General features: G+C 68.6%; 30 protein-coding genes. 13 read left to right on the forward strand and 17 right to left on the reverse strand.

The window, feature by feature from the left end; translation table 11 throughout:
* Window positions 1-16: 16 nt before the first annotated feature.
* The 7 genes from DEU38_RS16805 to ctaD all read right to left on the reverse strand — a co-directional run bounded on the left by DEU38_RS16805 (window position 17) and on the right by ctaD (window position 7,590).
* Window positions 17-1,000: a class I SAM-dependent methyltransferase gene (locus DEU38_RS16805; protein ID WP_114722542.1), complete on the reverse strand. Its 984-nt coding sequence runs from the start codon at window positions 998-1,000 to the stop codon at window positions 17-19.
* A gap of 129 nt (window positions 1,001-1,129) precedes the next feature.
* Window positions 1,130-1,909, reverse strand: a complete 780-nt coding sequence (locus DEU38_RS16810; RefSeq protein WP_114722543.1) for an enoyl-CoA hydratase/isomerase family protein — start codon at window positions 1,907-1,909, stop codon at window positions 1,130-1,132.
* Window positions 1,910-1,919: 10 nt separating this feature from the next.
* On the reverse strand, window positions 1,920-2,783 hold the full coding sequence (locus DEU38_RS16815) for an NUDIX domain-containing protein (protein ID WP_114722544.1): 864 nt from the start codon (window positions 2,781-2,783) through the stop codon (window positions 1,920-1,922).
* A gap of 55 nt (window positions 2,784-2,838) precedes the next feature.
* Window positions 2,839-3,669 carry an ABC transporter ATP-binding protein gene (locus DEU38_RS16820; protein WP_114722545.1) on the reverse strand — a complete coding sequence of 277 codons (831 nt, stop codon included), beginning with the start codon at window positions 3,667-3,669 and terminating at the stop codon, window positions 2,839-2,841.
* Window positions 3,670-3,729: 60 nt separating this feature from the next.
* Complete coding sequence (locus DEU38_RS16825) at window positions 3,730-4,479, reverse strand: peptidyl-tRNA hydrolase (protein ID WP_114722546.1); 750 nt, start codon at window positions 4,477-4,479, stop codon at window positions 3,730-3,732.
* A complete protein-coding gene (gene serB, locus DEU38_RS16830; RefSeq protein ID WP_114722547.1) occupies window positions 4,476-5,699 on the reverse strand; it encodes a phosphoserine phosphatase SerB in 1,224 nt (407 codons plus the stop codon). Before serB ends, DEU38_RS16825 begins: the two co-directional genes overlap by 4 nt.
* 154 nt (window positions 5,700-5,853) lie before the next feature.
* Window positions 5,854-7,590, reverse strand: coding sequence for a cytochrome c oxidase subunit I (gene ctaD, locus DEU38_RS16835; protein WP_114722548.1), 1,737 nt, complete (start codon window positions 7,588-7,590; stop codon window positions 5,854-5,856).
* 391 nt (window positions 7,591-7,981) lie between these two features.
* On the opposite strand from ctaD, the gene DEU38_RS16840 reads away from it, so the two are divergent.
* From DEU38_RS16840 to DEU38_RS16850, 3 genes are all read left to right on the forward strand, one after another.
* Complete coding sequence (locus tag DEU38_RS16840) at window positions 7,982-8,947, forward strand: ABC transporter substrate-binding protein (RefSeq protein WP_397484727.1); 966 nt, start codon at window positions 7,982-7,984, stop codon at window positions 8,945-8,947.
* 99 nt (window positions 8,948-9,046) lie between these two features.
* Window positions 9,047-10,006 carry an ABC transporter substrate-binding protein gene (locus tag DEU38_RS16845; RefSeq protein WP_181818824.1) on the forward strand — a complete coding sequence of 320 codons (960 nt, stop codon included), beginning with the start codon at window positions 9,047-9,049 and terminating at the stop codon, window positions 10,004-10,006.
* A gap of 7 nt (window positions 10,007-10,013) precedes the next feature.
* Window positions 10,014-10,490 carry an NUDIX domain-containing protein gene (locus DEU38_RS16850; RefSeq protein WP_114722551.1) on the forward strand — a complete coding sequence of 159 codons (477 nt, stop codon included), beginning with the start codon at window positions 10,014-10,016 and terminating at the stop codon, window positions 10,488-10,490.
* A 15-nt stretch (window positions 10,491-10,505) separates the two neighbouring features.
* On the opposite strand, the gene DEU38_RS16855 is transcribed toward DEU38_RS16850, so the two are convergent.
* A complete protein-coding gene (locus DEU38_RS16855; protein WP_114722552.1) occupies window positions 10,506-10,892 on the reverse strand; it encodes a VOC family protein in 387 nt (128 codons plus the stop codon).
* Window positions 10,893-11,036: 144 nt separating this feature from the next.
* Here DEU38_RS16855 and DEU38_RS16860 point away from each other — a divergent pair, with 144 nt between their 5' ends.
* The gene (locus DEU38_RS16860; RefSeq protein ID WP_114722553.1) at window positions 11,037-11,525 is read left to right on the forward strand and encodes an RDD family protein; all 489 of its coding nucleotides are present in this window, start codon (window positions 11,037-11,039) and stop codon (window positions 11,523-11,525) included.
* Between the two features lie 78 nt (window positions 11,526-11,603).
* On the opposite strand, the gene nrdF is transcribed toward DEU38_RS16860, so the two are convergent.
* Genes nrdF through DEU38_RS16880 form a run of 4 tightly spaced genes read right to left on the reverse strand, consistent with a single transcriptional unit; the run spans window position 11,604 to window position 15,499 of the window.
* Window positions 11,604-12,578 (reverse strand): class 1b ribonucleoside-diphosphate reductase subunit beta, encoded by a 975-nt coding sequence (gene nrdF / locus DEU38_RS16865; RefSeq protein WP_114722554.1) that lies wholly within the window; start codon window positions 12,576-12,578, stop codon window positions 11,604-11,606.
* A 34-nt stretch (window positions 12,579-12,612) separates the two neighbouring features.
* Window positions 12,613-14,799 carry a class 1b ribonucleoside-diphosphate reductase subunit alpha gene (gene nrdE / locus DEU38_RS16870; RefSeq protein ID WP_114722555.1) on the reverse strand — a complete coding sequence of 729 codons (2,187 nt, stop codon included), beginning with the start codon at window positions 14,797-14,799 and terminating at the stop codon, window positions 12,613-12,615.
* Window positions 14,757-15,215 carry a class Ib ribonucleoside-diphosphate reductase assembly flavoprotein NrdI gene (gene nrdI, locus DEU38_RS16875; protein WP_114722556.1) on the reverse strand — a complete coding sequence of 153 codons (459 nt, stop codon included), beginning with the start codon at window positions 15,213-15,215 and terminating at the stop codon, window positions 14,757-14,759. The genes nrdE and nrdI overlap by 43 nt, the downstream gene beginning before the upstream one ends.
* Window positions 15,216-15,265: 50 nt before the next feature.
* Window positions 15,266-15,499 (reverse strand): redoxin NrdH, encoded by a 234-nt coding sequence (locus DEU38_RS16880; protein ID WP_114722557.1) that lies wholly within the window; start codon window positions 15,497-15,499, stop codon window positions 15,266-15,268.
* A 503-nt stretch (window positions 15,500-16,002) separates the two neighbouring features.
* On the opposite strand from DEU38_RS16880, the gene DEU38_RS16885 reads away from it, so the two are divergent.
* Complete coding sequence (locus tag DEU38_RS16885; protein ID WP_258557964.1) at window positions 16,003-16,431, forward strand: siderophore-interacting protein; 429 nt, start codon at window positions 16,003-16,005, stop codon at window positions 16,429-16,431.
* A gap of 73 nt (window positions 16,432-16,504) precedes the next feature.
* Here the strand turns inward: DEU38_RS16885 and DEU38_RS16890 are convergent, their stop codons facing one another.
* Window positions 16,505-17,077, reverse strand: a complete 573-nt coding sequence (locus DEU38_RS16890; protein WP_114722558.1) for an NADPH-dependent FMN reductase — start codon at window positions 17,075-17,077, stop codon at window positions 16,505-16,507.
* A gap of 102 nt (window positions 17,078-17,179) precedes the next feature.
* On the opposite strand from DEU38_RS16890, the gene DEU38_RS16895 reads away from it, so the two are divergent.
* Window positions 17,180-17,794, forward strand: a complete 615-nt coding sequence (locus DEU38_RS16895; protein WP_114722559.1) for a TetR/AcrR family transcriptional regulator — start codon at window positions 17,180-17,182, stop codon at window positions 17,792-17,794.
* A 9-nt stretch (window positions 17,795-17,803) separates the two neighbouring features.
* Window positions 17,804-18,625, forward strand: a complete 822-nt coding sequence (locus DEU38_RS16900) for an META domain-containing protein (RefSeq protein ID WP_114722609.1) — start codon at window positions 17,804-17,806, stop codon at window positions 18,623-18,625.
* 15 nt (window positions 18,626-18,640) lie between these two features.
* Here the strand turns inward: DEU38_RS16900 and DEU38_RS16905 are convergent, their stop codons facing one another.
* Window positions 18,641-19,204, reverse strand: coding sequence for a nucleosidase (locus DEU38_RS16905; RefSeq protein WP_114722560.1), 564 nt, complete (start codon window positions 19,202-19,204; stop codon window positions 18,641-18,643).
* A 108-nt stretch (window positions 19,205-19,312) separates the two neighbouring features.
* On the opposite strand from DEU38_RS16905, the gene nadE reads away from it, so the two are divergent.
* Window positions 19,313-20,158, forward strand: a complete 846-nt coding sequence (gene nadE, locus DEU38_RS16910) for an ammonia-dependent NAD(+) synthetase (protein WP_114722561.1) — start codon at window positions 19,313-19,315, stop codon at window positions 20,156-20,158.
* Window positions 20,159-20,183: 25 nt separating this feature from the next.
* On the forward strand, window positions 20,184-20,951 hold the full coding sequence (locus tag DEU38_RS16915; RefSeq protein ID WP_114722562.1) for an SDR family oxidoreductase: 768 nt from the start codon (window positions 20,184-20,186) through the stop codon (window positions 20,949-20,951).
* Window positions 20,952-20,960: 9 nt separating this feature from the next.
* Here the strand turns inward: DEU38_RS16915 and DEU38_RS16920 are convergent, their stop codons facing one another.
* Both DEU38_RS16920 and moaA read right to left on the reverse strand, forming a co-directional pair.
* Window positions 20,961-21,230 (reverse strand): MoaD/ThiS family protein, encoded by a 270-nt coding sequence (locus DEU38_RS16920; protein ID WP_258557957.1) that lies wholly within the window; start codon window positions 21,228-21,230, stop codon window positions 20,961-20,963.
* Window positions 21,223-22,296 (reverse strand): GTP 3',8-cyclase MoaA, encoded by a 1,074-nt coding sequence (gene moaA / locus DEU38_RS16925; RefSeq protein ID WP_114722563.1) that lies wholly within the window; start codon window positions 22,294-22,296, stop codon window positions 21,223-21,225. Before moaA ends, DEU38_RS16920 begins: the two co-directional genes overlap by 8 nt.
* Window positions 22,297-22,358: 62 nt before the next feature.
* Here moaA and glp point away from each other — a divergent pair, with 62 nt between their 5' ends.
* From glp to DEU38_RS16940, 3 genes are read left to right on the forward strand one after another with little or no spacing between them, the layout of a single operon-like run.
* Window positions 22,359-23,573, forward strand: coding sequence for a gephyrin-like molybdotransferase Glp (gene glp / locus DEU38_RS16930; protein WP_114722564.1), 1,215 nt, complete (start codon window positions 22,359-22,361; stop codon window positions 23,571-23,573).
* A 14-nt stretch (window positions 23,574-23,587) separates the two neighbouring features.
* Window positions 23,588-24,574 carry a bifunctional molybdenum cofactor biosynthesis protein MoaC/MoaB gene (moaCB, locus tag DEU38_RS16935; RefSeq protein ID WP_114722610.1) on the forward strand — a complete coding sequence of 329 codons (987 nt, stop codon included), beginning with the start codon at window positions 23,588-23,590 and terminating at the stop codon, window positions 24,572-24,574.
* Window positions 24,567-24,980 carry a molybdenum cofactor biosynthesis protein MoaE gene (locus DEU38_RS16940; RefSeq protein ID WP_114722611.1) on the forward strand — a complete coding sequence of 138 codons (414 nt, stop codon included), beginning with the start codon at window positions 24,567-24,569 and terminating at the stop codon, window positions 24,978-24,980. Before moaCB ends, DEU38_RS16940 begins: the two co-directional genes overlap by 8 nt.
* A gap of 110 nt (window positions 24,981-25,090) precedes the next feature.
* On the opposite strand, the gene DEU38_RS28105 is transcribed toward DEU38_RS16940, so the two are convergent.
* Window positions 25,091-25,303, reverse strand: coding sequence for a hypothetical protein (locus tag DEU38_RS28105; RefSeq protein ID WP_147283537.1), 213 nt, complete (start codon window positions 25,301-25,303; stop codon window positions 25,091-25,093).
* On the opposite strand from DEU38_RS28105, the gene DEU38_RS16945 reads away from it, so the two are divergent.
* Complete coding sequence (locus DEU38_RS16945) at window positions 25,266-26,765, forward strand: DEAD/DEAH box helicase (protein WP_258557958.1); 1,500 nt, start codon at window positions 25,266-25,268, stop codon at window positions 26,763-26,765. The genes DEU38_RS28105 and DEU38_RS16945 overlap by 38 nt on opposite strands.
* Window positions 26,766-26,780: the final 15 nt, after the last annotated feature.

The following is a 26,780-nucleotide window of genomic DNA, read 5'->3' on the forward strand; positions in this document are numbered from 1 at the left end:
GCTCGTTCGGCTCAGTTCAGTCGGTGGCGCCCGGCTTCACGCCGGTGATCATCACGTTGTAGAAGAAATTGCGCGGAACCACGTGCTGGAGCACCTTGTCGTCCAGCCAGCTCAGCGACTTGAAACCACCGAACGCGAACCTGGCCCAGCCCCAGCCCAGCTTCTCCGGCGGCACGGCGGCCTCGAAGGTGCGGACCGGCCAGCCGAGCAGCGCGGCGGCGAACTCCTCCGTCTTGGCCTTCACCTCGACGGCGCCGGCCGACTTCGCGATGTTCTCGAGGTCGGTGGGATCGAACGTGTGCAGGTCGACGACGGCCTCGAGCGCGGCGGCACGGGACGACTCGTCGAGCTCGGCCTGCGGACGACGCCAGTCGGACAGGAACGGCAGCTTGGTGACGTTCGTGGTCGCAGCCCACGTCGCGCGCCCGAGCCAGCGGGCGTAGAAGTTGCCGATGGTGCTGGGCTCGCCGGCGAAGACGAACCGGCCGCCCGGCTTGAGCACGCGCAGCACCTCGCGCAGCGACTGCTCGACGTCCGGGATGTGGTGCAGGACCGCATGGCCGACGACGAGGTCGAAGGTGTCGTCCTCGTACGGGATGGTCTCCGCATCGGCGACGCGGCCGTCGACGGGCAGCCCGAGGTGCTCCGCGTTGCGCATCGCGACCTTGACCATGCCCGGGGACAGGTCGGTGACCGAACCGGTCTTCGCGACGCCACCCTGCATGAGGTTGAGCAGGAAGAAGCCCGTTCCGCAGCCCAGTTCCAGCGCCCGCTCGTACGGCAGCGGCTGATCGCCCGCGACGGCGTCGAACCGGCCCCGCGCGTACTCGATGCAACGCTCGTCGTACGAGATGGACCACTTGTCGTCGTAGGTCTCCGCTTCCCAATCGTGGTACAGGACCTGGGCGAGCTTCGTGTCCTTCAACGCAGCCTCGACCTCTTCGGCGGTTGCGTGCGGGTTCGGCGCGGGATCGATCCCGTCGTTCGGGCTAGCAGTCATGCAGCGAATCCTACCCAATGGTAAGGAATGAACAAGTTCTAGTTTTGGGCCCCGGGGGGCCCGATTTGCGCACTTGCCGCGGTTCCGGACGACCGGAAACGCCGACAAGTGCGCAAATCGCGGTGAGCTCTACTTGCCGGTGAACTTCGCCTTGCCGGGGCCGTTCTCGACGAACGACTCCATGCCGATGGTGCGGTCCGCGGTCGCGAACAGCGACGCGAACAGGTGCTGCTCGATCTTCAGGCCGGTCGCCAGGTCGGTGTCGAGGCCCTGATCGATCGCGGCCTTCGCGGCGGCGATCGCGCGGCTCGCGGCGCCGGTGAACTGCGACGCCCACTTGCGGGCGGCGTTGTACACCTCGTCGGGAGCGACCATCTCGTCGATCAGGCCGATCTGCAGGGCCTCCTCGGCGCCGACGAAGCGGCCCGTGAACACCATGTCCTTGGCCTTCGCCGGGCCCACCAGGCGGGCGAGGCGCTGCGTGCCGCCACCGCCGGGAATGACGCCCAGCAGGATCTCCGGGACACCGAGCTTGACGTTGTCGCCGGCGATGCGACGATCCGCACCCAGCGCGACCTCGAGGCCGCCGCCCAGCGCGTAGCCGGTGATGGCGGCGACGGTCGGCTTCGGGATGTCGGCGATCGCACCGAGCGCCGACTGCAGGTCGGCGATGATCTCGCTCATCTGCACGAAGTCGAGCTCCGCCATCTCCTTGATGTCGGCGCCCGCGGCGAACACCTTCTCGCCGCCGTAGACGACGACAGCCTTGACCTCCGGATCGACGGTGGCCTGCCGGGCCGCGGCCCGAATCTCTTCCTGCACCTGACGGTTCAGCGCGTTCATCGGGGGGCGCGCCAGACGGATCGTGCCGATACCTTCGGAAACCTCGAGGGTCACAAACTCAGCCATGTGACTGAGGCTACTGGTCGGCGCCCCAGGGCAACGCCCCGGTGTCGTAGTACCCCTCGTCGCCGGGGAAGGCCACCCGCGGCTTGCCGTCCACGAAGCTCAGCTCGGGCAGGATCGGCGAGATCTCCGGCTCCGCAGAAAGAATCGCGTCGACGCCGTCGAACCGGCCGAGCGCGTCGAGCTGACTCCACGTGGGCGGCAACAGGACACTGCGACGCTCACGCCAGTCGTCGACGGCCGCAGCCGGAGTCCGCCACGAGACCTCCGCGGCCTCCGACGTGTCACCGTCCGCCAACTGCCCCTCCGGGAGCACCGCGACGAAGAAGCGCGTGTCGTACCGGCGCCCCTCCTGGACGGGGGTGATCCAGTTGGCCCACGGGCGCAGCAGATCCGTTCGCAGGACCAGGTTCTCGCGCGCGAGGAAGTCCGCGAACGACAGCTCCCGCGACTCGAGCTGGCGACGCGCCTGCGCGTACCCGGTGGTGTCGGCGACGACGGTGTCGACGGTGGGGCCGGCCAGCAGCACGCCGCACTCCTCGAACGTCTCACGAACCGCCGCGCACACGAGGGCCTTGGCACGGGCATCGTCGACGCCGAACCTCTCGGCCCACCACGACAGCGGCGGACCGGCCCAGCGGACGTCGGCGTCCCCGTCGGACGGATCCACGCCGCCGCCGGGAAACACCGTCATACCGCCCGCGAATGCCATCCCCGCCACACGCCGCAGCAGGAAGACCTCGACGCCCGCGTCGCCGTCGCGCACGAGCATCACGGTGGACGCGTCCTTCGGCGCCGGGACGGTGGTGGCCGGTGCGGTGGTATCCGGTGCGACGGCGCCGACGGAAGCGGCGCCCGACTCTCGAGAAGTTCCCATATCCGGAACCTACGCCCCGAGTGACGAACGCCTCACCACCGGTCCGGTCCGCGTGTCAGGCCCGGTGCAGGCCGGGATGCCGCGTGCGGCGGGCGAAGAATCGGCCGTCGACGCGGTCGAGGGTGATCGCCTGGCTGAAAGCCTCGCTCAGGTTCTCGGCCGTGATGACGTCGTCGAGCAGGCCCTGCGAGACCACGCGGCCCTCCGAGAGCAGCATCGCGTGCGTGAAGCCCGGCGGGATCTCCTCGACGTGATGGGTGATGAGCACCGTCGCCGGCGAATCCGGGTCCGCGGCCAGGTCACCGAGGCGCGCGACGAGTTCCTCACGGCCACCGAGGTCGAGGCCCGCGGCAGGCTCGTCGAGGAGCAGCAGTTCGGGGTCGGTCATGAGCGCACGAGCGATCAGCACGCGCTTGCGTTCACCCTCGGACAGCGTCCCGTAGGTGCGGGTCGCGAGATGCTCGGCGCCGAGACTCTCGAGCATCTCGACGGCCCGCTCGGTGTCCATGTCCTCGTAGCGTTCCCGCCAGCGTCCGAGCACCGAGTAACCGGCCGACACCACCAGGTCGCTCACGATCTCGTCGGCCGGAACCCGATGCGCGAGCGCCGACGACGACAGCCCGATCCGTGGCCGCAGCTCGGTGATGTCGACCTTGCCGAACGTCTCGCCGAACAGTCGGGCCACGCCGGCGGTCGGGTGGACCTCGGCGGCGGCCATTCGCAGCAGCGACGTCTTGCCGGCGCCGTTGGGGCCGAGCACGACCCACTTCTCGTCCAACTCCACTTGCCAGGAGACCGGGCCGACGAGGGTCGCTCCGCCACGGCGAATCAGGACGTCTTCGAAATCGATGAGGAGATCAGGATCTGGTTCCGACACAGCGACCATCTTCCCGTACTCGGTTGCGGCCGCATCGACTGGACCCGGACCTGCGTGTCGCCCTGGGGATCAGGGAATCGGGGCGATCACCGTCATCGAACCGGGCGCCACCTCGGTGAACCCCGCATCCCGCACCGCCACAGCGGCACCCCTGCCGACTTCGTCACACAGCGCGGCCCACGACCGCGGGTCGGCGTCCCGGACGGCACAGCGGAATCCGTCTGCCGCCCACTGCCGCACGCGGTCGACGGGCATGGCACCCGCCAGGATCATCGACGCGTGCCCCACCTGGGCGGCGGCCTTGCCGACCGTCATCTCGAGGGACGCGTCGATCCACAGCGTCGGCAGTGCCGGGTCGACCGGTCCCGGCTCGTCGTGGTCCAGGTCGGTGCCGCCGATCTGCAGCTTCTTGATCCGCGGATCGAGGTCGCCCACCCGCCCCGGGACGAGCGCGCGGGCCTGCGCGCCGTCCACGTCGACGGTGACGCCGTCGACGTCGCACGCCGCGAGCCACTGGGCTCCGCGGGCGCGGCGGGCCACCTTGCGGATGCGGGAGTCGGTCCACTCCCGGAGCGCGTGCTGCCACGGCCCCGGCTCGCCGCCGGCGTCCGGCCCGACACGCTCGTCGAGACACAACGCGACGGTCGCGGAGGCGGCCGCGGCGAGCAGCGCGCTCCGCGCGGGCGGTTCGATCTTCGGGATGTGCAGCACGATCGGCATCGCCAGCACCTGAGCCGGATCGGCCGGATCCGGTCGATTACCGTATCCGGCGGCCAGCACGGCGTGGCGTGCCGCGAAACCGTCCCCGGTCAGGGTCATGCGATCGGCACGCGCCGCACGACACCGTCCACCGCGTCGGCGGCCTCGACCTCGTCGCGGGTCACGCCGAGCACGAACAGCACCGCATCGAGGAACGGATGCGACAGCGCGGTGTCCGCGACCTCGCGCAGCGCCGGCTTGGCGTTGAACGCCACACCCAGACCGGCAGCGGTCAGCATGTCGATGTCGTTGGCGCCGTCGCCGACCGCGACGGTCTGCTCCATCGGCACCCCGACCTCGGCGGCGAACTTGCGCAGCGCGACCGCCTTCGCGGCGCGGTCGACGATGTCGCCGACCACGCGCCCGGTGAGCTTGCCGTCGACGATCTCGAGGGTGTTGGCCTGGACGAAGTCGAGCTCGAGCTCGTGCGCGAGGCCCTCGATCACCTGACGGAAACCACCCGACACGACACCGCAGTGGTAGCCGAGGCGCCGCAGCGTCCGGATCGTGGTCCGCGCACCGGGCGTGAGCTGCAGATCGGCGGCGACGTCGTCGATGACCGACGCGTCGAGTCCGGCGAGGGTCGCGACGCGCTGGTGCAGGGACTCGGTGAAGTCGATCTCGCCGCGCATTGCCGACTCGGTGACCGCGCGGACCTCGTCCTCGACACCGGCCCGCGCCGCGAGCATCTCGATGACCTCACCCTGCACGAGCGTCGAGTCGACATCGAACACGATGAGCCGCTTGGCGCGCCGGGCGAGCCCGCCGCGCTCGACGGCGACGTCGACGTTCTCACCGGCCGCGACCTCGGCCAGGCCGGCACGCAGCTGCGCGTCCGCCTCGGCGCCGGTGCCCGACGCGGTGACCATCAGCTCGAGGCCGGTGACCGGATAGTCGGCGACACCGCGGATGGAGTCGATATTGGCGCCCTGCCGTGCCAGCTCACGCGACAACGAACGGAACGCCCGCGCGCTGACCGGGCTGCCGAGCACGACGACCGCGTGGGTCGACACCTGACGGCTCGCCGCGTCGGCGCCGATCTCGACGTCGACGTTCATGCCGACCGTGTCCATCGCCTCCTCGAGCTCCTCCTGGAGGGCTTCCGGGTCGGCGGGACACAGGACCAGCACGCCGAGCGTGAGGCGACCGCGGATCACCACCTGCTCGACATCGAGCAGGCTCACATCGTGGCGGGACAGTGCCCCGAAGAGCACCGACGTGACGCCGGGCCTGTCCGGACCTGTAACCGTCATCAGAACAGTGGCGTCTGACGCACCCACCGAGAACTCCGTTCGTTTGGGCTCGAACTACGTACAAAGAAATCCGGCCCCCATTCTGCCAAGTCGAGGTGGCGGCACGGGAAAGGCCCCGCCAGCTCCCTCGACATCGGGGATCGGGCGGGGCCTTCCGGTAGAGCAGGGACCTTCCGGTCCGCTAGGACTTGCTGTCTTCCAGGACCGCGGTGGCGTGCTTGCCGCCGTGTCCGATACCGACATGAGCCTCGTCGCGCAGGCGCTCGACCATGTGCGGGTAGTGCAGCTCGAACGCCGGACGCTCCGAACGGATCCGGGGCAGCTCGGTGAAGTTGTGGCGCGGCGGCGGGCAGGTGGTGGCCCACTCGAGCGAGTTGCCGTAGCCCCACGGGTCGTCGACCTTGACGACCTCGCCGTACCGGTAGCTCTTGAAGACGTTCCATAGGAACGGCAGCGTCGAGGCACCGAGGATGAACGAGCCGATCGTGGAGATCGTGTTCAGCGTGGTGAAGCCGTCGCTGGGCAGGTAGTCCGCGTAGCGACGCGGCATGCCCTCGGCACCGAGCCAGTGCTGGACCAGGAAGGTGGAGTGGAAGCCGACGAACGTGGTCCAGAAGTGCCACTTCGCGAGGCGCTCGTCCATCATGCGGCCGGTCATCTTCGGGAACCAGAAGTAGATACCCGCGTAGGTGGCGAACACGATGGTGCCGAAGAGCACGTAGTGGAAGTGCGCGATCACGAAGTACGTGTCGGTGACGTGGAAGTCGATCGGCGGGCTTGCGAGCAGGACGCCCGACAGGCCACCGAAGAGGAAGGTCACGAGGAAGCCGACCGAGAACAGCATCGGCGACTCGAACGTCAACTGTCCCTTCCACATCGTTCCGATCCAGTTGAAGAACTTCACACCGGTCGGGACGGCGATGAGGAACGTCATGAAGGAGAAGAACGGCAGCAGGACGGCGCCCGTCGCGTACATGTGGTGCGCCCACACGGCGATCGACAGGGCCGCGATGGCCATCGTGGCGTACACCAGACCGCTGTAACCGAAGATCGGCTTACGCGAGAAGACCGGGAAGATCTCCGAGACGATGCCGAAGAACGGCAGCGCGATGATGTACACCTCGGGGTGACCGAAGAACCAGAACAGGTGCTGCCACAGCAGGACGCCACCGGTTGCCGGGTCGAAGATGTGGCCACCGAGGTGACGGTCGACGAACAGGCCCATGAACGCGGCGGTGAGCAGCGGGAACGCCAGCAGGATGAGGATGGCGGTGATGAGGATGTTCCACGTGAAGATCGGCATCCGGAACATGGTCATGCCCGGTGCGCGCAGGCACACGATGGTGGTGATGAAGTTGACGCCACCGAGGATGGTGCCCAGACCGGCAACCGCGAGGCCCAGGATCCACAGGTCCGCACCGATGCCGGGCGAGTGCAGCTCGCTCGTCAGCGGGGTGTAGGCGGTCCAGCCGAAGTCGGCCGCGCCACCCGGGGTGATGAAGCCGGCGGTGGTGATGATGGCGCCGAACAGGTACAGCCAGTAGCTGAACGAGTTCAGACGCGGGAACGCCACGTCGGGCGCGCCGATCTGCAGCGGAACGATGTAGTTGGCGAAGCCGAACACGACCGGGGTCGCGTACAGCAGCAGCATGATCGTGCCGTGCATCGTGAACAGCTGGTTGAACTGCTCGTTGGACAGGAACTGCAGGCCCGGAACAGCGAGTTCGGTTCGCATCAGCAGGGCCATGAGGCCACCGATGAGGAAGAAGGCGAACGACGTCACCAGGTACATGATCCCGAGCACCTTGGGGTCGGTGGTCGTGATCATCTTGTAAATGAACGAGCCCTTGGGTCCCTGCCGTGGCGGGTAAGGCCTCGCTGCTATCTCTGGGACTGGCTGGGGCGCTACGGCAGTCACTAATCCTCCTGAATGTGCCCTTGATCGCTCCGCAGGCTCCGCTCTGAGCGCCGATCCCGGGCTGGCGAGATAGGCGTTCGCTGGCTTGCGCTCATCGAATCGTAGACGGTGCCTTCGGGGCCCGCGGATCGGGTCCTACTCCCTGTCGTACTCGGGCCGTAGTTCCCTCGGCCCACAGAGCCGCGAGCAGGACTTTAGTCCCCCACCGGACCATCCGCCGGATGCGTCACGGCGTGTCGGTGCGGGTCGACCGACGCCCGAGCGTCACACCACAGAAGTCGACCACCGGGAACCCCACCTCCCCGATTGTTAAGGTTTTGCTTACCTAACCCCCTTCCTCTTGGAGTCTCGACCCGTGCACACACAGACCCGACGCCGCACCCTCACGTCCCTGGCCGCAGTCGGCGTGGCCGTCAGCCTCGCCCTCACCGGTTGCTCGTCCAGCGGGAGCACCGCCGATACAACGGCGTCCGCGACCGACGAGTTCCCGCGGACCGTCCAGCACTTCCGCGGCGCGACCGACATCGACGCCCAGCCGCAGCGGATCGTCACGCTCGACAACAGCTACGCGGACGCCGTCCTGCTGCTCGAGTCCCCTCTCGTCGGCTACGTCGACTACCGCGGACAGGGCCTGCCCGACTACCTCGGCGACGCACGCGACAAGTACGCCGCCGACGCCACCTCGGTCGGCAAGGTGTCCAACGCGAGCCTCGAGAAGGTCGCGCAGCTGCAGCCGGACCTGATCCTCTCCGCCGAGGTCCGCGACGGAAAGAACTACGAGGCGCTCTCCACCCTCGCCCCGACGGTGTTCTCCCAGTCGACCGGCCCCACGTGGAAGGACAACATCCGCCTCGTCGCGAAGGCTCTCGGCAAGGAGGATCTGGCCGAGCAGAAGATCGGCGAATACGAGGCCCGGGCGAAGGCGATCGGCGACGAGATCAACGCCAAGGCGGACAACCCCGACGTCTCCGTCGTGCGCTTTGCCGGCGAGCCGACCGCCCGCCTCTACCGGACGACGTCGTTCAGCGGCATCGTCCTCGCCGACGCCGGACTGGCCCGGCCGGACAGCCAGGGTCCGGACCCGGCCGACGCCGGCAGCATCATGAATTCGATCAGCCCCGAGCGGATCAACGAGGCCGACGCCGACGTCATCTTCGTCGCGACGTACGAGGATCCCGAGGGCAAGTCGATGAAGGCGGCGGAGGCCTTCCTGCAGAACCCGCTGTGGGGGACGCTGAAGGGCCGCATCGTGGAGGTCGACGACGCGATGTGGATGACGCCGGTCAGCATCCAGGGCGCGCACAAGATCCTCGACGACCTCGCGCAGGCATTCGGGGTGGATCCGCACAACGGCTAACCTGAGTCGGCCGCACCCGCCGAGCTCGTCGAACAGGAAGTCGTCGCATTGTCCAGTTCCCAGCCCGTCCGCACCGTCCGTCGAACCGCCGTGGCCGCGATGGCGGCCGCGACGCTGGTGGGACTCGCCGGCTGCAGCAACACGCCGGACGACGACGCGAGCACGATCGTGCGGACCACGACGAAGATCGCCGGCGCGGGTGTCGTGGGCATCGAACGCGACACCCACGCCGCGTGTGCGCCGGCCACCCCGGCCGACCCCGGGGCCCCGGATCCGCAGCGCATCGTCGTACTCGACAGCGCCGCAATGGATTCGGTGTGCGCACTGGGACTGTGGCAGCGCGTCGTGGGTGCCGCGACGTCCGACGCCGGAACCCCGCAGCCGTCGTACCTCGGTGCCGGGGTCTCGGCGCTGCCGAGCGTCGGACCGGCCGGCTCCCCCGACGTCGGCCTGATCGCGGCGGCCGCCCCCGACCTGATCCTGGGCTCCGAACCGGCCGATCCGGCACTCGCCGACCGCCTTCGGGCGGTGGCACCCACCGTGTTCGTCGGCGCCGACCCGGTGCAGTGGAAGGACCGCTTCCTCGCATCGGGGAAGGCGCTGGGTCGCGGCATCTCCGCGCAGCAGGCTCTCGACGCCTACACCGCGGATGCCGCCCGAGTCGGGGCCGAGATCAACGCCCGGCAGACGCAGGCGTCGGTGGTCCGGTTCGGTTCGGATTCCTTGGCGATCGAGGGGCCGGGCAGCTTCTCGGGTCAGGTCCTGGCCGACACCGGCGTACAGCGACCGGCGTATCAGCGACTCGACGTGGCGTCCAAGGACATCGACGATCTCGGCGACGCGGAGGGCGATCTGATCTATGTCAGCTTCGACGGATCGGGCGGGCTCGAACACGGAACGTCGGTCATGGAGTCCGACGACTGGCACGAACTCGGTGCCGTGACCGACAAGCGTGTCTTCGCCGTCGACGACGCGATCTGGAACGACGGCAACGGCCTCGTCGCGGCACGGGCGGTCGTCACCGACCTGCAGCGCAGCCTCAACGAGTACGTCAGCTAGGCCGACGATGCCGGTCCCCGAATTCGTTGCGGCCCTACGTGAACACGTCGGTCACACCCCGCTGTTCCTGTCGGGCGTCAGCGCCGTCGTGATCGACGACGACGGTCGCCTCCTGCTCACCCAGCGGGCCGACAACGGCCGGTGGGCCGTCGTCTCCGGCATCCTCGAACCCGGCGAGAAACCCGGCGCCGCCGTACTGCGGGAGATCCGCGAGGAAACCGGGGTGGACGCGGAACTGGTGCGTGTCACCAGCGTCGACACCGCCGGCCCCGTCACGTATCCCAACGGCGACATCGCCAGCTATCTCGACGTGTGCGTCCTCGTGCGCGCCGTGTCGGGTGAGGCGCGCGTCGCGGACGAGGAGAACCTCGACGTGCGTTGGTTCTCGCCCGACGGCCTCCCCGCCGACCTGACCGAGTCGTCACGGATGCGGATCGAGAAGGCGCTCGGCGACGACCCGCGGGCCTGGTTCGTCCGCGAGTGAGTGCGTCACTCCCCCTCAGCCTTTCGCGGTCTCCCACAACCCCATGACGTTGCCCTCGGTGTCCCGGAAGTAGGCGGCGAAGCCCATCTCGCCGACGGGCTGCTTCGCCGAGACCGTCGCGCCACCGAGCGACTCGATCTTCGCGAGCGCGGCATCGATGTCGGGGACGTCGATCGTGATCACCGGCCCCTTGGGATCCTGGTCCGCGCGCCGGAACATGCCGCCACCGATGTACCCGGGTTCGTTCGGCATCCCCGAATCCTCGACCGGCCCGGTGGACACGCCGGTGTACTCGAGCTCGGGCATCTCGGTGACGTTCCAGCCGAATGCCACCTTGTAGAAACTTCGTGCCCGGTCACCGTCGTCGAACGGTACCTCGAAATGCACTACTCGACCACTCATTGCCGTCTCCTCGATCGTCGTCGGGCATCGTCGGCTCGGTCCTACAACCTCGACACTAGGCGCGGCTCACCTCCGCGACAACGGTCCGAACGAAACCTGGCCCTCGCCATTGCCTTTCGCGGCAGCTTCCGTCACTCTTCTGCGGTGACCACATCAGGGTTCGACGCAACCAGGCCCCCGGGAACGACACCGGTGCCGACGGAACTTCCGGACAAGCACGGCGAGTCGGACGACCCGCGGTATCCGTCGCCGCGCCAACTGCGTCAGGCGATCGCCTTCGTCATCGACCTCGTCCTGCACATCGCAGTCGGCGTCGTCGGAATGATCGTGTGCCTCGATATTCCGGCAGTGTCGGATTGGGCACCGCTCGCGCTCCCGATCGGATGGATCCTCGCGTCACTCCTGCAGCGCGTCGTGGCCCAGCGGATCTTCCACACGACCGTCGGCAAGGCACTGACCGGCGTGTGTGTCATCCGCCCGTCCGACGGGCAGTGGCCGACCACCGGCTGCCTGCTGAAGTGGTGGCTGATCGGGGCGTTCGACGTGGTCGGCACCTTCACGGACAGCACGTGGTTGGGCGACTACGACGACTCGCCGGCCGTCGTCCGCCGCAGGGACGTCACCCTTCCCTGAAAACACCGACGGCCGAATGTCACACCGGTTCAGTCCAACTGAACCGGTGTGACATTCGGCCGAAGTGGTGCGGGTGGGCTAGAAGTCCCAGTCCTCGTCCTCGGTGTTGACAGCCTTGCCGATGACGTAGCTCGAACCGGAGCCCGAGAAGAAGTCGTGGTTCTCGTCCGCGTTGGGCGAGAGCGCCGACAGGATCGCCGGGTTGACGTCCGTCTCGTCCTTCGGGAACAGGCCCTCGTAACCGAGGTTCATCAGCGCCTTGTTGGCGTTGTAGCGCAGGAACTTCTTGACGTCCTCGGTGAGCCCGACCTCGTCGTACAGGTCCTGCGTGTACTCGACCTCATTGTCGTACAGCTCGAACAGCAGCTCGAACGTGTAGTTCTTGAGATCGTCCTTCTCGGCCTGGGTCAGCTGCTCGAGTCCGCGCTGGTACTTGTAGCCGATGTAGTAGCCGTGCACGGCCTCGTCACGGATGATGAGGCGGATCATGTCGGCCGTGTTGGTGAGCTTGGCCCGCGAGGACCAGTACATCGGCAGGTAGAAGCCCGAGTAGAACAGGAAGCTCTCGAGCAGCGTCGAGGCGACCTTGCGCTTGAGCGGGTCGTCACCGCGGTAGTAGTCGAGGACGATCTGCGCCTTGCGCTGCAGGTTCGGGTTCTCCTCCGACCAGCGGAACGCGTCGTCGATCTCGCGCGTGGTGCACAGGGTCGAGAAGATCTGCGAGTAGCTCTTCGCGTGCACCGACTCCATGAACGCGATGTTGGTGAGCACGGCCTCCTCGTGCGGGGTGACCGCATCGGGGATCAGGCTCACGGCACCGACGGTGCCCTGGATGGTGTCGAGCAGCGTCAGGCCGGTGAACACGCGCATCGTGAGCTGCTGCTCGTTCGGCGTGAGAGTGGCCCACGACTGGATGTCGTTGGACACCGGCACCTTCTCCGGCAGCCAGAAGTTGCCGGTGAGGCGATCCCACACCTCGGCGTCCTTGTCGTCGGGCACGCGATTCCAGTTGATCGCCGACACGCGACTGACCAGCTTGATCTTCTCGCTCACGATTCCCTCACTTCGTTCAAGCTCTTCACTACGGTCACAGCATGCACGAGACGCAACCCTCGACCTCGGTGCCCTCGAGTGCCATCTGACGCAGGCGGATGTAGTACAGCGTCTTGATGCCCTTGCGCCACGCGTAGATCTGCGCGCGGTTGACGTCACGCGTGGACGCGGTGTCCTTGAAGAACAGCGTCAGCGACAGGCCCTGGTCGACGTGCTGCGTGGCCGCAGCGTAGGTGTCGATGATCTTCTCGTACCCGATCTCGTACGCGTCCTGGTAGTACTCCAGGTTGTCGTTCGTCAGGTACGGCGCCGGGTAGTAGACGCGACCGATCTTGCCTTCCTTGCGGATCTCGATCTTCGCGGCCACCGGGTGGATCGAGCTGGTGGAGTTGTTGATGTACGAGATCGAGCCGGTCGGCGGGACGGCCTGCAGGTTCTGGTTGTAGATGCCGTACTTCTGCACCGACGCCTTGAGCTCACGCCAGTCGTCCTGCGTCGGGATGTGCACGCCGGCGTCCGCGAACAGCGCACGCACCCGCTCGGTGGCGGGCTCCCACACCTGGTCGGTGTACTTGTCGAAGTACTCACCCGACGCGTACTTGGACTGCGGGAAGCCCTTGAAGTGGGTGCCGCGTTCCTTCGCGATCTCGTTCGACGCACGGACCGCGTGGAACACGACCGTGTAGAAGTAGATGTTCGTGAAGTCGACGCCCTCTTCGGAGCCGTAGTGGATCCGTTCGCGAGCGAGGTAGCCGTGCAGGTTCATCTGCCCCAGGCCGATCGCGTGAGAGTCGTTGTTGCCCTGCTCGATCGACGGCACCGAGTAGATGTGGGTCTGATCCGAGACGGCGGTCAGCGCGCGGATCGACGTCTCGATCGTCTTCGCGAAGTCCGGCGAGTCCATCGTCTTGGCGATGTTCAGCGAGCCGAGGTTGCACGAAATGTCCTTGCCGACATGGCTGTAGGACAGGTCGTCGTTGAACGTCGACGGCGTCGAGACCTGCAGGATCTCCGAGCACAGGTTGGAGTGCGTGATCTTGCCCTCGATCGGGTTCGCCCGGTTCACCGTGTCCTCGAACATGATGTACGGGTAGCCCGACTCGAACTGCAGCTCGGCGAGGGTCTGGAAGAACTCACGCGCCTTGATCTTCGACTTGCGGATCCGCTTGTCGTCGACCATCTCGTGGTACTTCTCGCTGACGTTGATGTCCGCGAACGGCACACCGTAGATGCGCTCGACGTCGTACGGCGAGAACAGGTACATGTCCTCGTTCTTCTTCGCGAGCTCGAACGTGATGTCCGGGATCACGACGCCCAGCGACAGCGTCTTGATGCGGATCTTCTCGTCCGCGTTCTCACGCTTGGTGTCGAGGAACCGGTAGATGTCCGGATGGTGGGCGTGCAGGTACACCGCGCCGGCGCCCTGACGCGCACCGAGCTGGTTGGCGTACGAGAACGAGTCCTCGAGCAGCTTCATGATCGGGATGACGCCGGAGCTCTGGTTCTCGATCTTCTTGATCGGGGCGCCGTGCTCTCGAACGTTACTGAGCAGCAACGCAACTCCGCCGCCGCGCTTGGACAGCTGCAGGGCCGAGTTGATCGAACGACCGATCGACTCCATGTTGTCCTCGATGCGCAGCAGGAAGCACGACACGGGCTCGCCGCGCTGCTTCTTGCCGGAGTTGAGGAACGTCGGGGTGGCCGGCTGGAAGCGACCGGCGATGATCTCGTCGACCAGCTCGGTCGCGAGCGTCTCGTCGCCCGCGGCGAGCGTGAGCGCAACCATGCAGACGCGGTCCTCGAAACGCTCGAGGTAGCGCTTACCGTCGAACGTCTTGAGGGTGTAAGAGGTGTAGTACTTGAAGGCACCGAGGAACGTCGGGAAGCGGAACTTCTTCGCGTACGCACGGTCGATCAACGACTTCACGAACTCGCGGGAGTACTGGTCGAGCACCTCGGGCTCGTAGTAGTTCTCCTTGACCAGGTAGTCCAGCTTCTCGTCCAGGTTGTGGAAGAAGACCGTGTTCTGGTTGACGTGCTGGAGGAAGTACTGGTTGGCCGCCTCGCGGTCCTTGTCGAACTGGATCTCACCGTTCGGTCCGTACAGGTTCAGCATCGCGTTGAGCGCGTGGTAGTCCAGCTCCCCCGCCGACGCGTCGGGTCGTGCCGCAGCGCGCTCTACACTCCCAGCCGGGGCTGAATCTGTGATGGTCGGTGCCACTGTTCACTCTCCATGAATTGTTCGAGGCCCTCGCGCACGGCGATGACATCCTCTGGTGTTCCCATTAGTTCGAAGCGGTACAGGTACGGCACCTGACACTTCTGAGAGATCACGTTCCCGGCGAAGCAGTACGACTCGCCGAAGTTCGTGTTGCCGGCAGCAATCACCCCGCGGATGAGCGAGCGATTGTGCTTGTTGTTCAAGAATCGGATGACCTGCTTGGGCACGTAACTCGTGTCGCGCCCCATCGCCGTCGTGCCGCCCCCATAGGTGGGGAGGATCAGGACGTAGGGCTCGTCGACTCCGAACGCGCCTTCACGGTCATGGAGCGGGATGCGCGCGGCGGGGACACCGAGCCGCTGGACGAATCGGTGTGTGTTCTCCGACACGCTGGAGAAGTACACCAGCGATGCCATCGGTGTTCACCCTCTTACTCGAGCTGAGATTCGACCGGCCCCGCGACGCTTCAAGCAGCGTTTGCGGTGAGGGTCTTGATGCGATCGGGACGGAAGCCCGACCAGTGGTCGTCACCGGCCACCACGACGGGGGCCTGGAGGTATCCGAGGGCCATCACGTAGTCGCGCGCCTCGGGGTTCTCGGAGATGTCGACGATGTCGTATTCGAGACCGGCCTTGTCGAGGGCGCGGTAGGTGGCATTGCACTGAACGCAGGCGGGCTTGGTGTAGACGGTGATGCTCATGATGGTCCCTCTTTCCACGGCCTGACGAGCTACGGATGCGTGCTCTGCATGCCGAGGAAAAGAGCCTGTTTTCCGACCCGGGATCCGTTTCGTTCCCGTTGTGCCCCTCGGCTGTGTAGACACTACACCTAGTGGCCGACAGAAACGCACAACCCGAGATCTTGTGAGTGACACGGTTGATATTCGCAGGTTGACCCCCTCCCGGCGGCGCGCCGAGACCCACTTTCGGCGTGTCGCAGATCACGTTTGCGCCGGTGATTTCGGTCACCTCCGAACCGTCTCGGACGCGCCCCGGACGCGACACGCCGCGGACACGCCGAAGACGCGCCGGCGGTGCCGTCACAAGCACCCTCGACGTGTGTTCACGGACACACTCACAACCCCTCGCTGCCCCACTCGCGCAAACGTCGGGAGCGCCGGTGCGGATGCCGGCCCCAGGTTTGGGGCGGAGGGGTCCGGACGTCGCGCCGACCACCCCGAGCGACGCACCCCGCGGCGCGTAACTGGCCGGTAACTGGCAGGCGGCTTCCACCGTCGCCGTCACGACGGCCGCGGACGCGCAACGCCTCGACACCGCCGGCGACGTCACGTTCACGTGGCTGCACGGCACCGGCAACGGCGTCGGGCCCAGCGCCCTCGCCGCCGCCGCGAGGTCGTGGACCCCACCCGACGGCCCCGGCTACGTGTGGTTCGCCGGTGAGGCAGGCCTCTCGCGCGAGGTGCGCCGGTGGGTGCGGCACGACCTGGGCTGGCCGTCCGACCGGTACGACGTCATCGGCTACTGGCGCGCCGACAAGGAGGCCTGGACCGCGCGGTACGAGCAGGCGCGCGAGCAGATCGAGGCGGCTCAGCTGGCGGCACTGACCGCGGGCGGCGACTTCGACTCGGTCCGCGACGCCGTCGACGCGGCGATGGAGCAGGCCGGGCTGTGAGCACTTCCTGAAACGCCGAATGTCACATACGTTCAGTCGAACTGAACGTATGTGACATTCGGCGAAAAGGACGTCAGGCGTTCGCGAGGGCCTCGGACGCCTCGGACGCCTCGACCAGCGCGGCGACGACGCCGGCGACCTGCTGCGCAACCTCGGCGTTCTCACGCGGGTGCTGGTCGCCGAACTTCTGGATGGTGCCGCCGATGGAGAGTTCGACGTCGAGCACGTTGCCGCCGGCGATGCCGAGAGCCTTGCGGGTGTCGTCGTGCGCCCACTTGGCGGCGTTGGGGCTCGGGGACGCGCTGATCACGGCGACCGGCTTGTCCTTGACGGCGCCGGTGCCGTACGGACGCGACAGCCAGTCGATGCCGTTCTTCAGGACGGCGGGGATGGTCCCGTTGTACTCCGGGGTGACCAGGAGCAGGGCGTCCGACTCGGCCGCAGCCGCGCGCAGCTCATCGGCGCCGGGGATCATGGCACCGGGGACGTCGACGTCCTCGTTGTAGAAGGGGAGGTCGCCGAGACCCTCGTAGATGGTGAGCTCGACACCCTCGGGTGCGACAGCTGCCGCGGTCTCCGCGACCTGACGGTTGACGGAGCCGGCACGGAGGCTGCCGACGAGGACGAGAACGCGGGACTGAGACATGGGAAGTTCCTTCGGTGATCCGGTCGATAACGCCGTGGACATGTATAGCAGCACAAACGGACCGCGGTCCACTTGCATTCCCGCCTGGGCTACGATGCTCACGTGAACAGCCCGCTGCTTCCGCTGGTGGACGCCGAGATCCCCGAGCGATGTGATGCCGCCCGCAATCGGAAACTGCTCCTCGACGCTGCCGCTCGACTGGTCGCCGAGCGAGGCGTCGACGCCGTGACGATGGAGGCCGTCGCCGCCACGGCCGGAGTCGGCAAGGGCACCGTCTTCCGCCGCTTCGGCAGCCGCTCGGGCCTGATGAACGCGCTGCTCGACCACACCGAGCGCGAACTGCAGCACGCCTTCATGTTCGGGCCCGCACCGCTCGGGCCGGGCGCCGACCCCGTCGTCCGCCTCGTCGCGTTCGGGCGTGCACGCCTCGACATGGTCGCCGTCCAGGGAGACATCCTGCGGGCCGCCGAGGACTCCCCCGAGTTCCGGTTCGCCGGTCCGGCCCGGGCCGTGAGCCTGCGACACATCGTGACGCTCCTCACCGTCGCGGGCGTCGACGGGGACACCGAACTTCTCGGCACAGCCCTGCTGGCACCGCTCGAGGCGAGCCTCGTGCTGCACCAGATCCGCACCCTCGGAATGTCGGAGAGACGGATCGCCGACGCCTGGGAAGACCTGGCCCGCAGGATCACCCGTTCGGCGCCGCCCGCCGACTAGGGTGTGGTCATGCGCACGTCGTTGGTCGTCCTCGCCCTCCTGTCTGCAGCCACGCTGACCGCGTGTGGCAGCAGCACCGACGGTGCGGATGCCGGGACGACGTCCGCGAGCACGTCGGCGTCGGCCGCTGCTGCGCCCGAGGACGCGCTGTGGGGGCACACATACCTCTCGGTCGCCGTCACCGGTACCGCCATCCCCGGCGGCGGCCCGCTCGAGGTCGCCTTCCCCGAGAAGGGGAACATCGCGATGAGCGCGGGCTGCAACCGCGGCGTGAGCAGCGTCGACCTGTCCGGCGGAGTCGTGAAGACCGGTCCGATCGCGACCACCATGATGGCCTGCCCGGGCGACCTCGCGGGCGCCGACAAGTGGATGACCGACCTGTTCGCCACCCAACCGTCGTGGACGCTGACCGGCGACATCCTTACGCTCTCGTCTCCCGGAACCACCGTCACGCTCGCCGACAAGAAGACCGCGAATCCGGATCGCCCGCTCGTCGGAACGACGTGGGTGGTCGACTCGCTGATCGGCCCGAACGCGATCTCGACGTCGGCGGCCCTCGAGACGTCGGCACCGACGTTGACGATCGGCGACAACGGGCAGGCCACCGGATCCACCGGATGCAATCGTTTCAACGGTCCCGCCCAGGTCGGCGAGGGCACCGTCACGTTCGGTCCGCTGGCCACCACCAGGATGGCGTGCCCGACGGACGTCGCCGAGGTGGAGCAGGCCGTGCGGCACGTCCTCGACGGCGAGGTCACCTACACGATCGACGGCGACACCATGAAGCTGATGCGCGCCGACGGCACCGGCCTGGGACTGCGCGGCCAGTAGGCGACCACGCCGACGTCAAAGCGTCTCGCGCAGCCACTCCCCGAGCACCCGCGCGCTCGCGTCCACCTGCGCCGGCCAGTCCATCGCCGAGTCGTCGGCCTGATCGCTGACATGCTTGACCAGTCGGCAACGCGCACCGACCTGCGCGCACGCGAACGCGACGGCGAACCCCTCCATGTCGACCAGGTCGGCCCGGGCGGCGAGTGCATCGCGGATCTCGGCGTCGGAGATGAACGAATCCCCCGTCGCGAGGACCGAGCCGTCGCCGTCCTCGACCTCGATGACGTCACGCACGGGGTGACCGAGCGAGCGCAGCACCTCGCTGCTGATGTCGTGGTTGAGGACCGCCGACGGCAGGTAGAGGCCGCTGTGATGGGTATGCAGAGCGCCGGCGGTACCGATGTTCACCACGAGCGGCAGCCGATCCGGATCGCATTTCGCCAGTGCGTGCGTGACCGCGACCGCCGCGGCCACCTTGCCGATGCCCGTCACGACGACGTCGAGGCCGTCCGGCACGTGCGCCGCCTCGCCTGCCGTGGCGCTCACCACGAGGATGCCGGTGCTGCCGGTGCTGCTCATCAGGGTCTCCCGTGTTTCTCTGCCGACGCCGGTGGGCGTGCGGAATCACATCCTGCCGTGCCGGTTCGCGTTGCTGCACACCCGACCCGTGCTCGCTACAGTTCTGCCATGGCAATTTCGCGCGCCCGGATCATCGAGGAACTCGGCGTCGAGTCGACGATCGATCCGGCAGCCCAGATCCGCAACCGTGTGCAGTTCATCAAGGACTACCTGCGGTCCACCCCGGCGAAGGGCTTCGTGCTCGGAATCAGCGGCGGCCAGGACAGCACGCTCGCCGGCCGACTGACCCAGTTGGCGGTCGAGGAGCTGCGCGCCGAGGGCCACACCGCCGAGTTCGTCGCGGTCCGCCTGCCGTACGGATCGCAGTTCGACGAGCACGACGCGCAGGTGGCCCTGAAGTTCATCGGACCGGACCGGTCGCTGACCGTGAACGTCAAACCGGGTGCCGACGCGACCATCGCCGAGGCCTCACAGGCCATGCGAGGACTGCTGGGCGACGGCGGGCTGCTGCGAGACTTCGTGCGCGGCAACATCAAGGCGCGCGAGCGCATGATGATCCAGTACGCGGTCGCGGGCGAGCTCGGCTACCTGGTGGTGGGTACGGATCATGCCGCGGAGGCGCTCACCGGGTTCTTCACCAAGTTCGGCGACGGCGGCGTCGACCTCACCCCGCTGACGGGACTCACCAAGCGGCAGGGCGCGGCACTGCTGCGCGAACTCGGCGCCCCCGACTCGACGTGGCGCAAGGTGCCGACCGCGGACCTCGAGGACGACCGGCCCTCACTGCCGGACGAGGTGGCGCTGGGTGTCACCTACCACCAGATCGACGACTTCCTCGAGGGCCGGGACGTCACCGACGAAGTGGCCGAGAAGCTGGAGCGGATGTACCGCAACACCCGCCACAAGCGGACGGTTCCGGTGACTCCGCTCGACACGTGGTGGCGCGAGGACTGACGATCCACGACCGAGGGGGGGATCCATGACCAGATTTCTGGTGGCGGGCGGCACCGGTGTCGCCGGGCGGTCCGTGGTCGCCGAACTGCTGCGCCGCGGCGAGCCGGTGCGGGTGCTCAGCCGCCACGGCGGGGCGCCGAGCAACGGTCTCGAGCACGCCGCCGGGGATCTGGTGAGCGGTGAGGGACTCGCGGCCGCCCTCGACGGCGTGGATGTCGTGATCGACACCACCGACGGCAAGACCCGCAGTACCCGGGCGGTGTTCACGACCGGCGCGACCAACCTGCTCGCCGCCGCGCGGTCGGCGGGCGTCTCCCGCGCGGTGCTGCTCTCGATCGTCAATGTCGACCGCGGGACGTTCGCGTACTACCGGGCCAAGACACAGCAGGAACGGCTGTACAGCGGCTCACCGCTGCCGACGCAGGTGGTGCGCGCGACGCAGTTCCACGAGTTCGTCCCGATGATCTGCGCGCCGGCGTCGAAGGTCGGGCTGATCCCCGCGTTCACCCGCACCCGGTTCCAGCCGATCGACACCGCCGACATCGCCCGCGCGCTGGTCGACGCCGCCGTCGCGGATCGGGTGTCCGACGACCCGACGACGATCGGCGGACCCGAGGTCCTGACGATGCGTGAGATGGCACTCGCGTGGAAGGCGGCCACCGGCGCCCGCGGCCGGGTCACGAACCTTCCCATGCCCGGCAGCATGGGCACCTTCTGGAGGAACGGTTGGAACCTGGTGCCGGACAAGACGTTCGGCACCGTCACCTTCGCCGAATGGCTACGCGGCCGGTGAGCCGCAGAGCTATCCGCCCGCGAACGGCGGCAGCACGTCGACCTGCGCGCCGACCGGTCGCGACAGGTCGCGGGTGAGCTCGGAATCGACCAGGTACGCCGCGACGCCCAGGATCTTCTCCATCCCGGCGCCGTAGCGGTCGACGAGTACCGCCGTCAGGTCCGCGAGATCGGCGTCCATCGGCACCGACAACGTCTCCGTCGTGCAGTCGGCCGCCTCGGCCGCCGCCGCGAAGTACCGCACCTCCACCGTGCGCACCGCCCCGAGTGTGTCAGCCACCGATCGCTCCCATGCTGCGTTGCGGGGGAACGAATCCCGCCGCGTTGATGCCGTGACCGGCCCACTTGTCCCACATCGCCGCGCGCCACAACTGCGCGAGTTCCTCGTCGTCGGCACCGGAGCGCAGCGCGTCCCGCAGGTCCACCTCGCGATCACTGAACAGGCACGACCGGACGGTCCCCTCCGCGGTGAGCCGGGTGCGATCGCAGTCCCCGCAGAACGAGCGGGTCACCGAAGCGATGATCCCGACCGTGGCCGGACCCCCGTTCACGAGCCACTCCTCCGCGGGCGCCGACGGATCCTCGCGGCCCACCTCCCGCAGCTCGAAGCGCTCGCCGAGGACGGCGAGGAGGGTCTGCGCGTCCACCATGTTCTCCCGCGCCCATTCGTGGTCGGCATCGAGGGGCATCTGCTCGATGAACCGCAGCGCGCATCTGGAGTCGAGGCACCACTGCAGCAGATCGGCTGCCCCGTCGAGGGTTTCGGCCATCAACACCGCGTTGATCTTCAGTGGCGCGAGTCCGGCGTCCTGGGCGGCGCGGATCCCCGCGAGCACCGAGCTCAGTCGGTCACGGCGGGTCAGTTCCGCGAAGTGTGCCCGATCGACCGTGTCGAGCGAGACGTTGATCCGCGTGAGCCCGGCGCGGGCGAGGGCGTCGGCGCGGTGCTCGAGCCCCACCGCATTGGTCGTCATCGACAGGGGAATCCCGGGCACCGCGGCGGCGCAACCCGCGACGATAGTCTCGAGGTCGCGGCGCATCAGCGGCTCTCCACCGGTGAACCGGACCTCCCGTACCCCCAGCCGGTGCACGGCGATGCCGACCAGTCGGACAATCTCGTCGGCGGTGAGCAGCTGCCGCGCCGGGACCGCCGGCAGACCCTCCGCCGGCATGCAGTACGTGCAGCGCAGCGAGCACTTCTCGGTGATGGAGACCCGCAGATCTCGCGCGATCCGCCCGAAACTGTCCACCAACTCGGGAACGTCGGGACGTCCGGTCGTCGCGGGCGCGGTCCGCACAGCAGGAATGCCGACGTCCACCACCGTTCCCGTTCGTACCGCGCTCATGCCCCCCAGTATGCCGCTGTACCGCCGCCCGAGTGCGGGGAAGATGCCTAGGATTGGCACTCATGGCACAGCGTCCTGGGCACGAGCACCGCGGCACTGCGAGATCCGTCGAAGAACACGCCGCGGAGGTGGGCCGACTCCTCGCGCCGCTGCTGACGCGACCGTCCGAGACCGTGCGCCTCGACGACGCGCTGGGCCGGGTCCTGTCGTACGACATCACCTCCCCCGTCGATCTGCCACTGTTCCGCAATTCGCAGATGGACGGATTCGCGGTCGATGCCGTCTCGGTGGCGGCGGTTCCGGTGACGCTCCCGGTGGTCGGCACCGTCGCCGCCGGCCCGGCCGAGCCTGCCCCGCACGTGCCGGGAACCGCGGTGCGGATCATGACCGGGGCGGTGATTCCCGATGGCGCGGATGCCGTTGTGCCGGTGGAGGACACCGAGGTGATCGACGGAAAGGTGACCGTCAGTCGGCCCCGGGACCGCGGCGACTACGTCCGCGAGCGGGGCAGCGACGTGCGCACCGGGATGCTGCTGCTGACGGCCGGAACGCTGCTCGAACCGCGACATCTCGGGGTGCTGGCCGCGGTCGGGCTCGGGTCGGTGGCGGTGCGGACCCGGCCCCGCGTCGCGGTGATCACGACCGGCGCGGAACTGGTGGACGCCGGCACCACACCCGCGCCGGGACAGATCTACGACTCCAACGGCGCCGCGCTGTCCGCGAGCCTGCGGGCCAACGGCGCCGAGGTCGCGGTGGTGGACCGCAGCAGCGACGAGCCCGACGCCTTCCGTGCCGCGCTGCGCCGCGCGGTTGCCCGCACCGAACTGGTGATCACCTCGGGCGGGGTGTCGATGGGCGACTACGAGGTGGTCAAGGACGTCCTCACCGAACTGGGCGCACGGTTCGGTCCGGTCGCGATGCAGCCCGGCGGACCGCAGGGCCTGGCGTTGGTCGACGAGATCCCGGTCCTGACGTTCCCCGGTAACCCGGTGAGCACGATGGTCTCGTTCGAGGTGTTCCTGCGCCCGCTGCTTCGCCGCGCGGTGGGACTGCCCGCCGTGCCGACCGAGGACGCCGTGCTCGGCCACGCGGTCACGTCGATCGCGGGCAAGCGCCAGTTCCTGCGCGGCCGCCGCACCGACACCGGGGTCGAGGTGGTGTCGGGTCCCGGATCGCACCTCGTGGCGGCGTTCGCGTGGGCCGATGTACTGATAGACGTTCCCGCCGCCGTCACGTCCCTGGCGGCGGGCGATCGAGTGAAGGTGTGGCCCCTGTAGTGAGCGAACAGAACATGAGCGAGCTGAGCCATCTGGACGGCGAGGGCCGGGCCCGGATGGTGGACGTGAGCGCGAAGGCGGACACCACCCGGATCGCCGTCGCTGCCGGCGAACTGGTGACCACACCGGAGGTGGTCGCGCTGGTCCGCGCCGACGACATGCCGAAGGCCGACGTCCTCGCGACCGCGCGGATCGCGGGCATCGCCGGCGCCAAGAAGACCTCCGAGCTGATCCCGCTGTGTCACCAGCTGGCACTGTCGTCGGTCAAGGTCGAGTTCGGGTTCACCGACACCTCGATCACGATCGAGGCCACCGCGAAGACGAAGGGCCCCACCGGGGTCGAGATGGAGGCCCTCACCGCGGTCGCCGTCGCCGGCCTGACGCTGCACGACATGGTCAAGGCCGTCGACCCGGCCGCGACGCTCGACGGCGTCCGGTTGCTGACCAAGGAGGGCGGCAAGCGCGGGCAGTGGCGGCGCGACGACGCGACGCCGACCGCCGCCGCCACGGTCACCGACGTGCGGGCCGGTTCCGCGACCGTCCTCGTCGCGTCCACCGGTGGCGCGCGGGGTACCCGACCCGACACCACGGGCCCGGCGATCGTCGGCTGGCTCGAGACCCGCGGCCACACTGTCCGCGGCCCGCTGGTCTACGCCGACGCCGACATCGCGGCGGGCCTGGCCGACGCACTCTCCGACGCCCCCGCGCTGGTGATCACCACCGGCGGCACCGGGGCCTCCCCCACCGACGCGACACCCGAGGCCACGCTCGCCGTCCTCGATCGGCAACTGCCGGGCCTCGCGGAGGCCATGCGCCGGCGCGGCACCGAGGTGACCCCGCACGCGTCGCTCAGCCGCGGCGTCGCCGGGTTGGTCGGGCGCACCGTCGTGGTGAACCTGCCGGGGTCGCCGGGCGGGGTGAAGGACGGCCTGTCGGTGCTGGACCCCGTCCTCGATCACCTGTTGGCGCAGGTCGCGGGGGGCGGTGCACACGATGCGTGAGCTGCTCGCGCGGATCTGCGCCGAACCACTCGATCCCGCGGTCGTCGACGCCGCAGTCGCCGGGCCGGAGCACGGCGCTGTGGTGGTTTTCACAGGTGTCGTCCGCGACCACGACGGCGGCCGGTCGGTGTCGGCGCTCGAGTACCAGGCCCACCCGGACGCCGAACGGTTCCTCCGCCAGTGCTGCGAGCAGGTCTCCGAGCGCACCGGACTGCCCGTCGCGGCGCTACATCGGGTGGGGCAGTTGACCATCGGCGATCTGGCGTTGGTCGCTGCGGTGGCCGCACCGCACCGCGCCGAGGCCTTCGCCGCATGCGCCGAACTGGTGGAGCGGATCAAGGCCGAGGTGCCGATCTGGAAACGTCAGCGGTTCGCGACCGGCACGTCCGAATGGGTGGGTTTGTGACCCGGTCGGAGCGGCCCATCGGCCGACCCGCACAGCCCCGGATACCGGAACCCGGTATGGTGGCGAGTACTGGACGTCCGCTTGCGAGGCGTCCAGCGTCGTAGAACGCTTCACTTCGCGCCGGATCCGAGCGAGTGCTCGAATGCCCAGAGGGCATCCACGCCCGCCAACGAGTGCAGACGAGTGCACCAGCACAAGCATTTCTTGCGGCGATCGATCTTGCCTCCCGGCAATGTCGCCACCTTGTGCAGGCCGTGCACCGGGACCTCCCGGCCGTAGGCGTGCATGACGAATGCCCGAAAGGCACCGACGAACTTGTCCACCAGCGTCACCACCCCGTCCGACGAATCGGCAACTCCCTCCTTCGAGTCCCTGGGCGTCCCCGCCCCGATCGTCACCGCTCTGACCAACGGCGGCATCACCGCGCCGTTCCCCATCCAGGTCGACACCCTCCCCGACACTCTCGCCGGCCGCGACGTCCTCGGCCGCGGCAAGACCGGCAGCGGCAAGACCCTCGCGTTCTCCATCCCGCTCGCGGCCCGCCTCGCCGGCGGCAAGCGCCGCCCGGGCAAGCCCCGCGGCCTCGTCCTCGCCCCCACCCGCGAGCTTGCGACGCAGATCACCGCGACACTCGAACCCCTCGCCGACGCACACGGTCTGCGCGTCACCACCATCTTCGGCGGTGTCTCGCAGCACCGCCAGGTCAAGGCGCTCGAGGCCGGGGTCGACATCGTCGTCGCGTGCCCGGGCCGCCTCGAGGACCTGATGAAGCAGGGCTTCGTCAAGCTCGACGGCATCGAGATCACGATCCTCGACGAGGCCGACCACATGGCGGATCTCGGCTTCCTGCCCGGCGTGACCCGCATCCTCGCGGCGACGCCGGCCGGTGGCCAGCGACTGCTGTTCTCGGCGACGCTCGACAACGGCGTCGACAAGCTGGTCAAGCGGTTCCTGCAGAACGAGGTCCTGCACTCCGTCGACGAGGCGAACTCGCCGGTCGCGGCGATGACCCACCACGTCTACGACGTCTCCGGCGTCGAGGCCAAGAAGGCCCTGATCCACAAGCTGGCGTCCGGTCAGGGTCGGCGCATCCTGTTCATGCGCACCAAGCACCAGGCCCGCAAGCTCGCCCGCCAGCTCACCGAGTCGGGCATCCCGTCGGTGGACCTGCACGGCAACCTCTCCCAGGCCGCGCGCGACCGCAACCTCGCTGCCTTCTCGGAGGGCTCGGCCCGCGTGCTGGTGGCGACCGACGTCGCGGCGCGCGGCGTCCACGTCGACGAGGTCGAACTCGTGGTCCACGTCGATCCGCCGGCCGAGCACAAGGCGTACCTGCACCGCTCGGGTCGCACCGCGCGCGCCGGCAGCGCCGGTGACGTCGTCACCATCGTGCTGCCCGATCAGCGCAAGGATCTGTCCGCACTGATGCGCAAGGCATCGATCAAGGTCACCCCGGTCCAGGTGACCGCCGACTCCGAGCACGTGATCCGTCTCGTCGGCGAGCCGGCCCCGCACGTGCCGCCGGCCCCCAAGACCGACAAGCCGGCCGGTGACGCGCGCCGCCAGCAGGGACAGCGTCCGGGCCGTGGCGGTCAGGGCGGCCAGGGCCGAAACAGCCGGGGTCCGCGAGCGGAGGGCGCCGCCACCACCGGCGGTGGACGCCGCCGCTCGGGCGGACGTCCGGGCGGCGGCAGCGGAACGGGCGCCACCGGTTCCGCCGGCTCGCAGGGCGGCGGAACCCGTCAGGCGTCGCAGGGCGGCGGCTCGCGCCGCCGCCGCGGCTGACACCCCTCAGGAACG

The sequence above is a fragment of the Rhodococcus sp. AG1013 genome (genome assembly GCF_003350365.1).
Lineage (GTDB): Bacteria > Actinomycetota > Actinomycetes > Mycobacteriales > Mycobacteriaceae > Prescottella.

Coding starts and splice junctions, on each gene's coding strand:
- DEU38_RS16940 (WP_114722611.1), top strand. CDS start 24,567: ATGCGTGAGCTGCTCGCGCGGATCTGCGCCGAACCACTCGATCCCGCG.
- moaCB (WP_114722610.1), top strand. CDS start 23,588: ATGAGCGAGCTGAGCCATCTGGACGGCGAGGGCCGGGCCCGGATGGTG.
- DEU38_RS16945 (WP_258557958.1), top strand. CDS start 25,266: ATGACGAATGCCCGAAAGGCACCGACGAACTTGTCCACCAGCGTCACC.
- DEU38_RS16880 (WP_114722557.1), bottom strand. CDS start 15,499: ATGAGCATCACCGTCTACACCAAGCCCGCCTGCGTTCAGTGCAATGCC.
- DEU38_RS16855 (WP_114722552.1), bottom strand. CDS start 10,892: ATGAGTGGTCGAGTAGTGCATTTCGAGGTACCGTTCGACGACGGTGAC.
- DEU38_RS16810 (WP_114722543.1), bottom strand. CDS start 1,909: ATGGCTGAGTTTGTGACCCTCGAGGTTTCCGAAGGTATCGGCACGATC.
- glp (WP_114722564.1), top strand. CDS start 22,359: ATGGCACAGCGTCCTGGGCACGAGCACCGCGGCACTGCGAGATCCGTC.
- DEU38_RS16850 (WP_114722551.1), top strand. CDS start 10,014: ATGCCGGTCCCCGAATTCGTTGCGGCCCTACGTGAACACGTCGGTCAC.
- DEU38_RS16820 (WP_114722545.1), bottom strand. CDS start 3,669: ATGGTCGCTGTGTCGGAACCAGATCCTGATCTCCTCATCGATTTCGAA.
- moaA (WP_114722563.1), bottom strand. CDS start 22,296: ATGAGCGCGGTACGAACGGGAACGGTGGTGGACGTCGGCATTCCTGCT.
- nrdI (WP_114722556.1), bottom strand. CDS start 15,215: ATGGCATCGCTGGTGTACTTCTCCAGCGTGTCGGAGAACACACACCGA.
- nadE (WP_114722561.1), top strand. CDS start 19,313: ATGGCAATTTCGCGCGCCCGGATCATCGAGGAACTCGGCGTCGAGTCG.
- DEU38_RS16890 (WP_114722558.1), bottom strand. CDS start 17,077: ATGTCTCAGTCCCGCGTTCTCGTCCTCGTCGGCAGCCTCCGTGCCGGC.
- DEU38_RS16805 (WP_114722542.1), bottom strand. CDS start 1,000: ATGACTGCTAGCCCGAACGACGGGATCGATCCCGCGCCGAACCCGCAC.
- DEU38_RS16915 (WP_114722562.1), top strand. CDS start 20,184: ATGACCAGATTTCTGGTGGCGGGCGGCACCGGTGTCGCCGGGCGGTCC.
- DEU38_RS16825 (WP_114722546.1), bottom strand. CDS start 4,479: ATGACCCTGACCGGGGACGGTTTCGCGGCACGCCACGCCGTGCTGGCC.
- DEU38_RS16900 (WP_114722609.1), top strand. CDS start 17,804: ATGCGCACGTCGTTGGTCGTCCTCGCCCTCCTGTCTGCAGCCACGCTG.
- DEU38_RS16845 (WP_181818824.1), top strand. CDS start 9,047: ATGGCGGCCGCGACGCTGGTGGGACTCGCCGGCTGCAGCAACACGCCG.
- DEU38_RS16815 (WP_114722544.1), bottom strand. CDS start 2,783: ATGGGAACTTCTCGAGAGTCGGGCGCCGCTTCCGTCGGCGCCGTCGCA.
- DEU38_RS16905 (WP_114722560.1), bottom strand. CDS start 19,204: ATGAGCAGCACCGGCAGCACCGGCATCCTCGTGGTGAGCGCCACGGCA.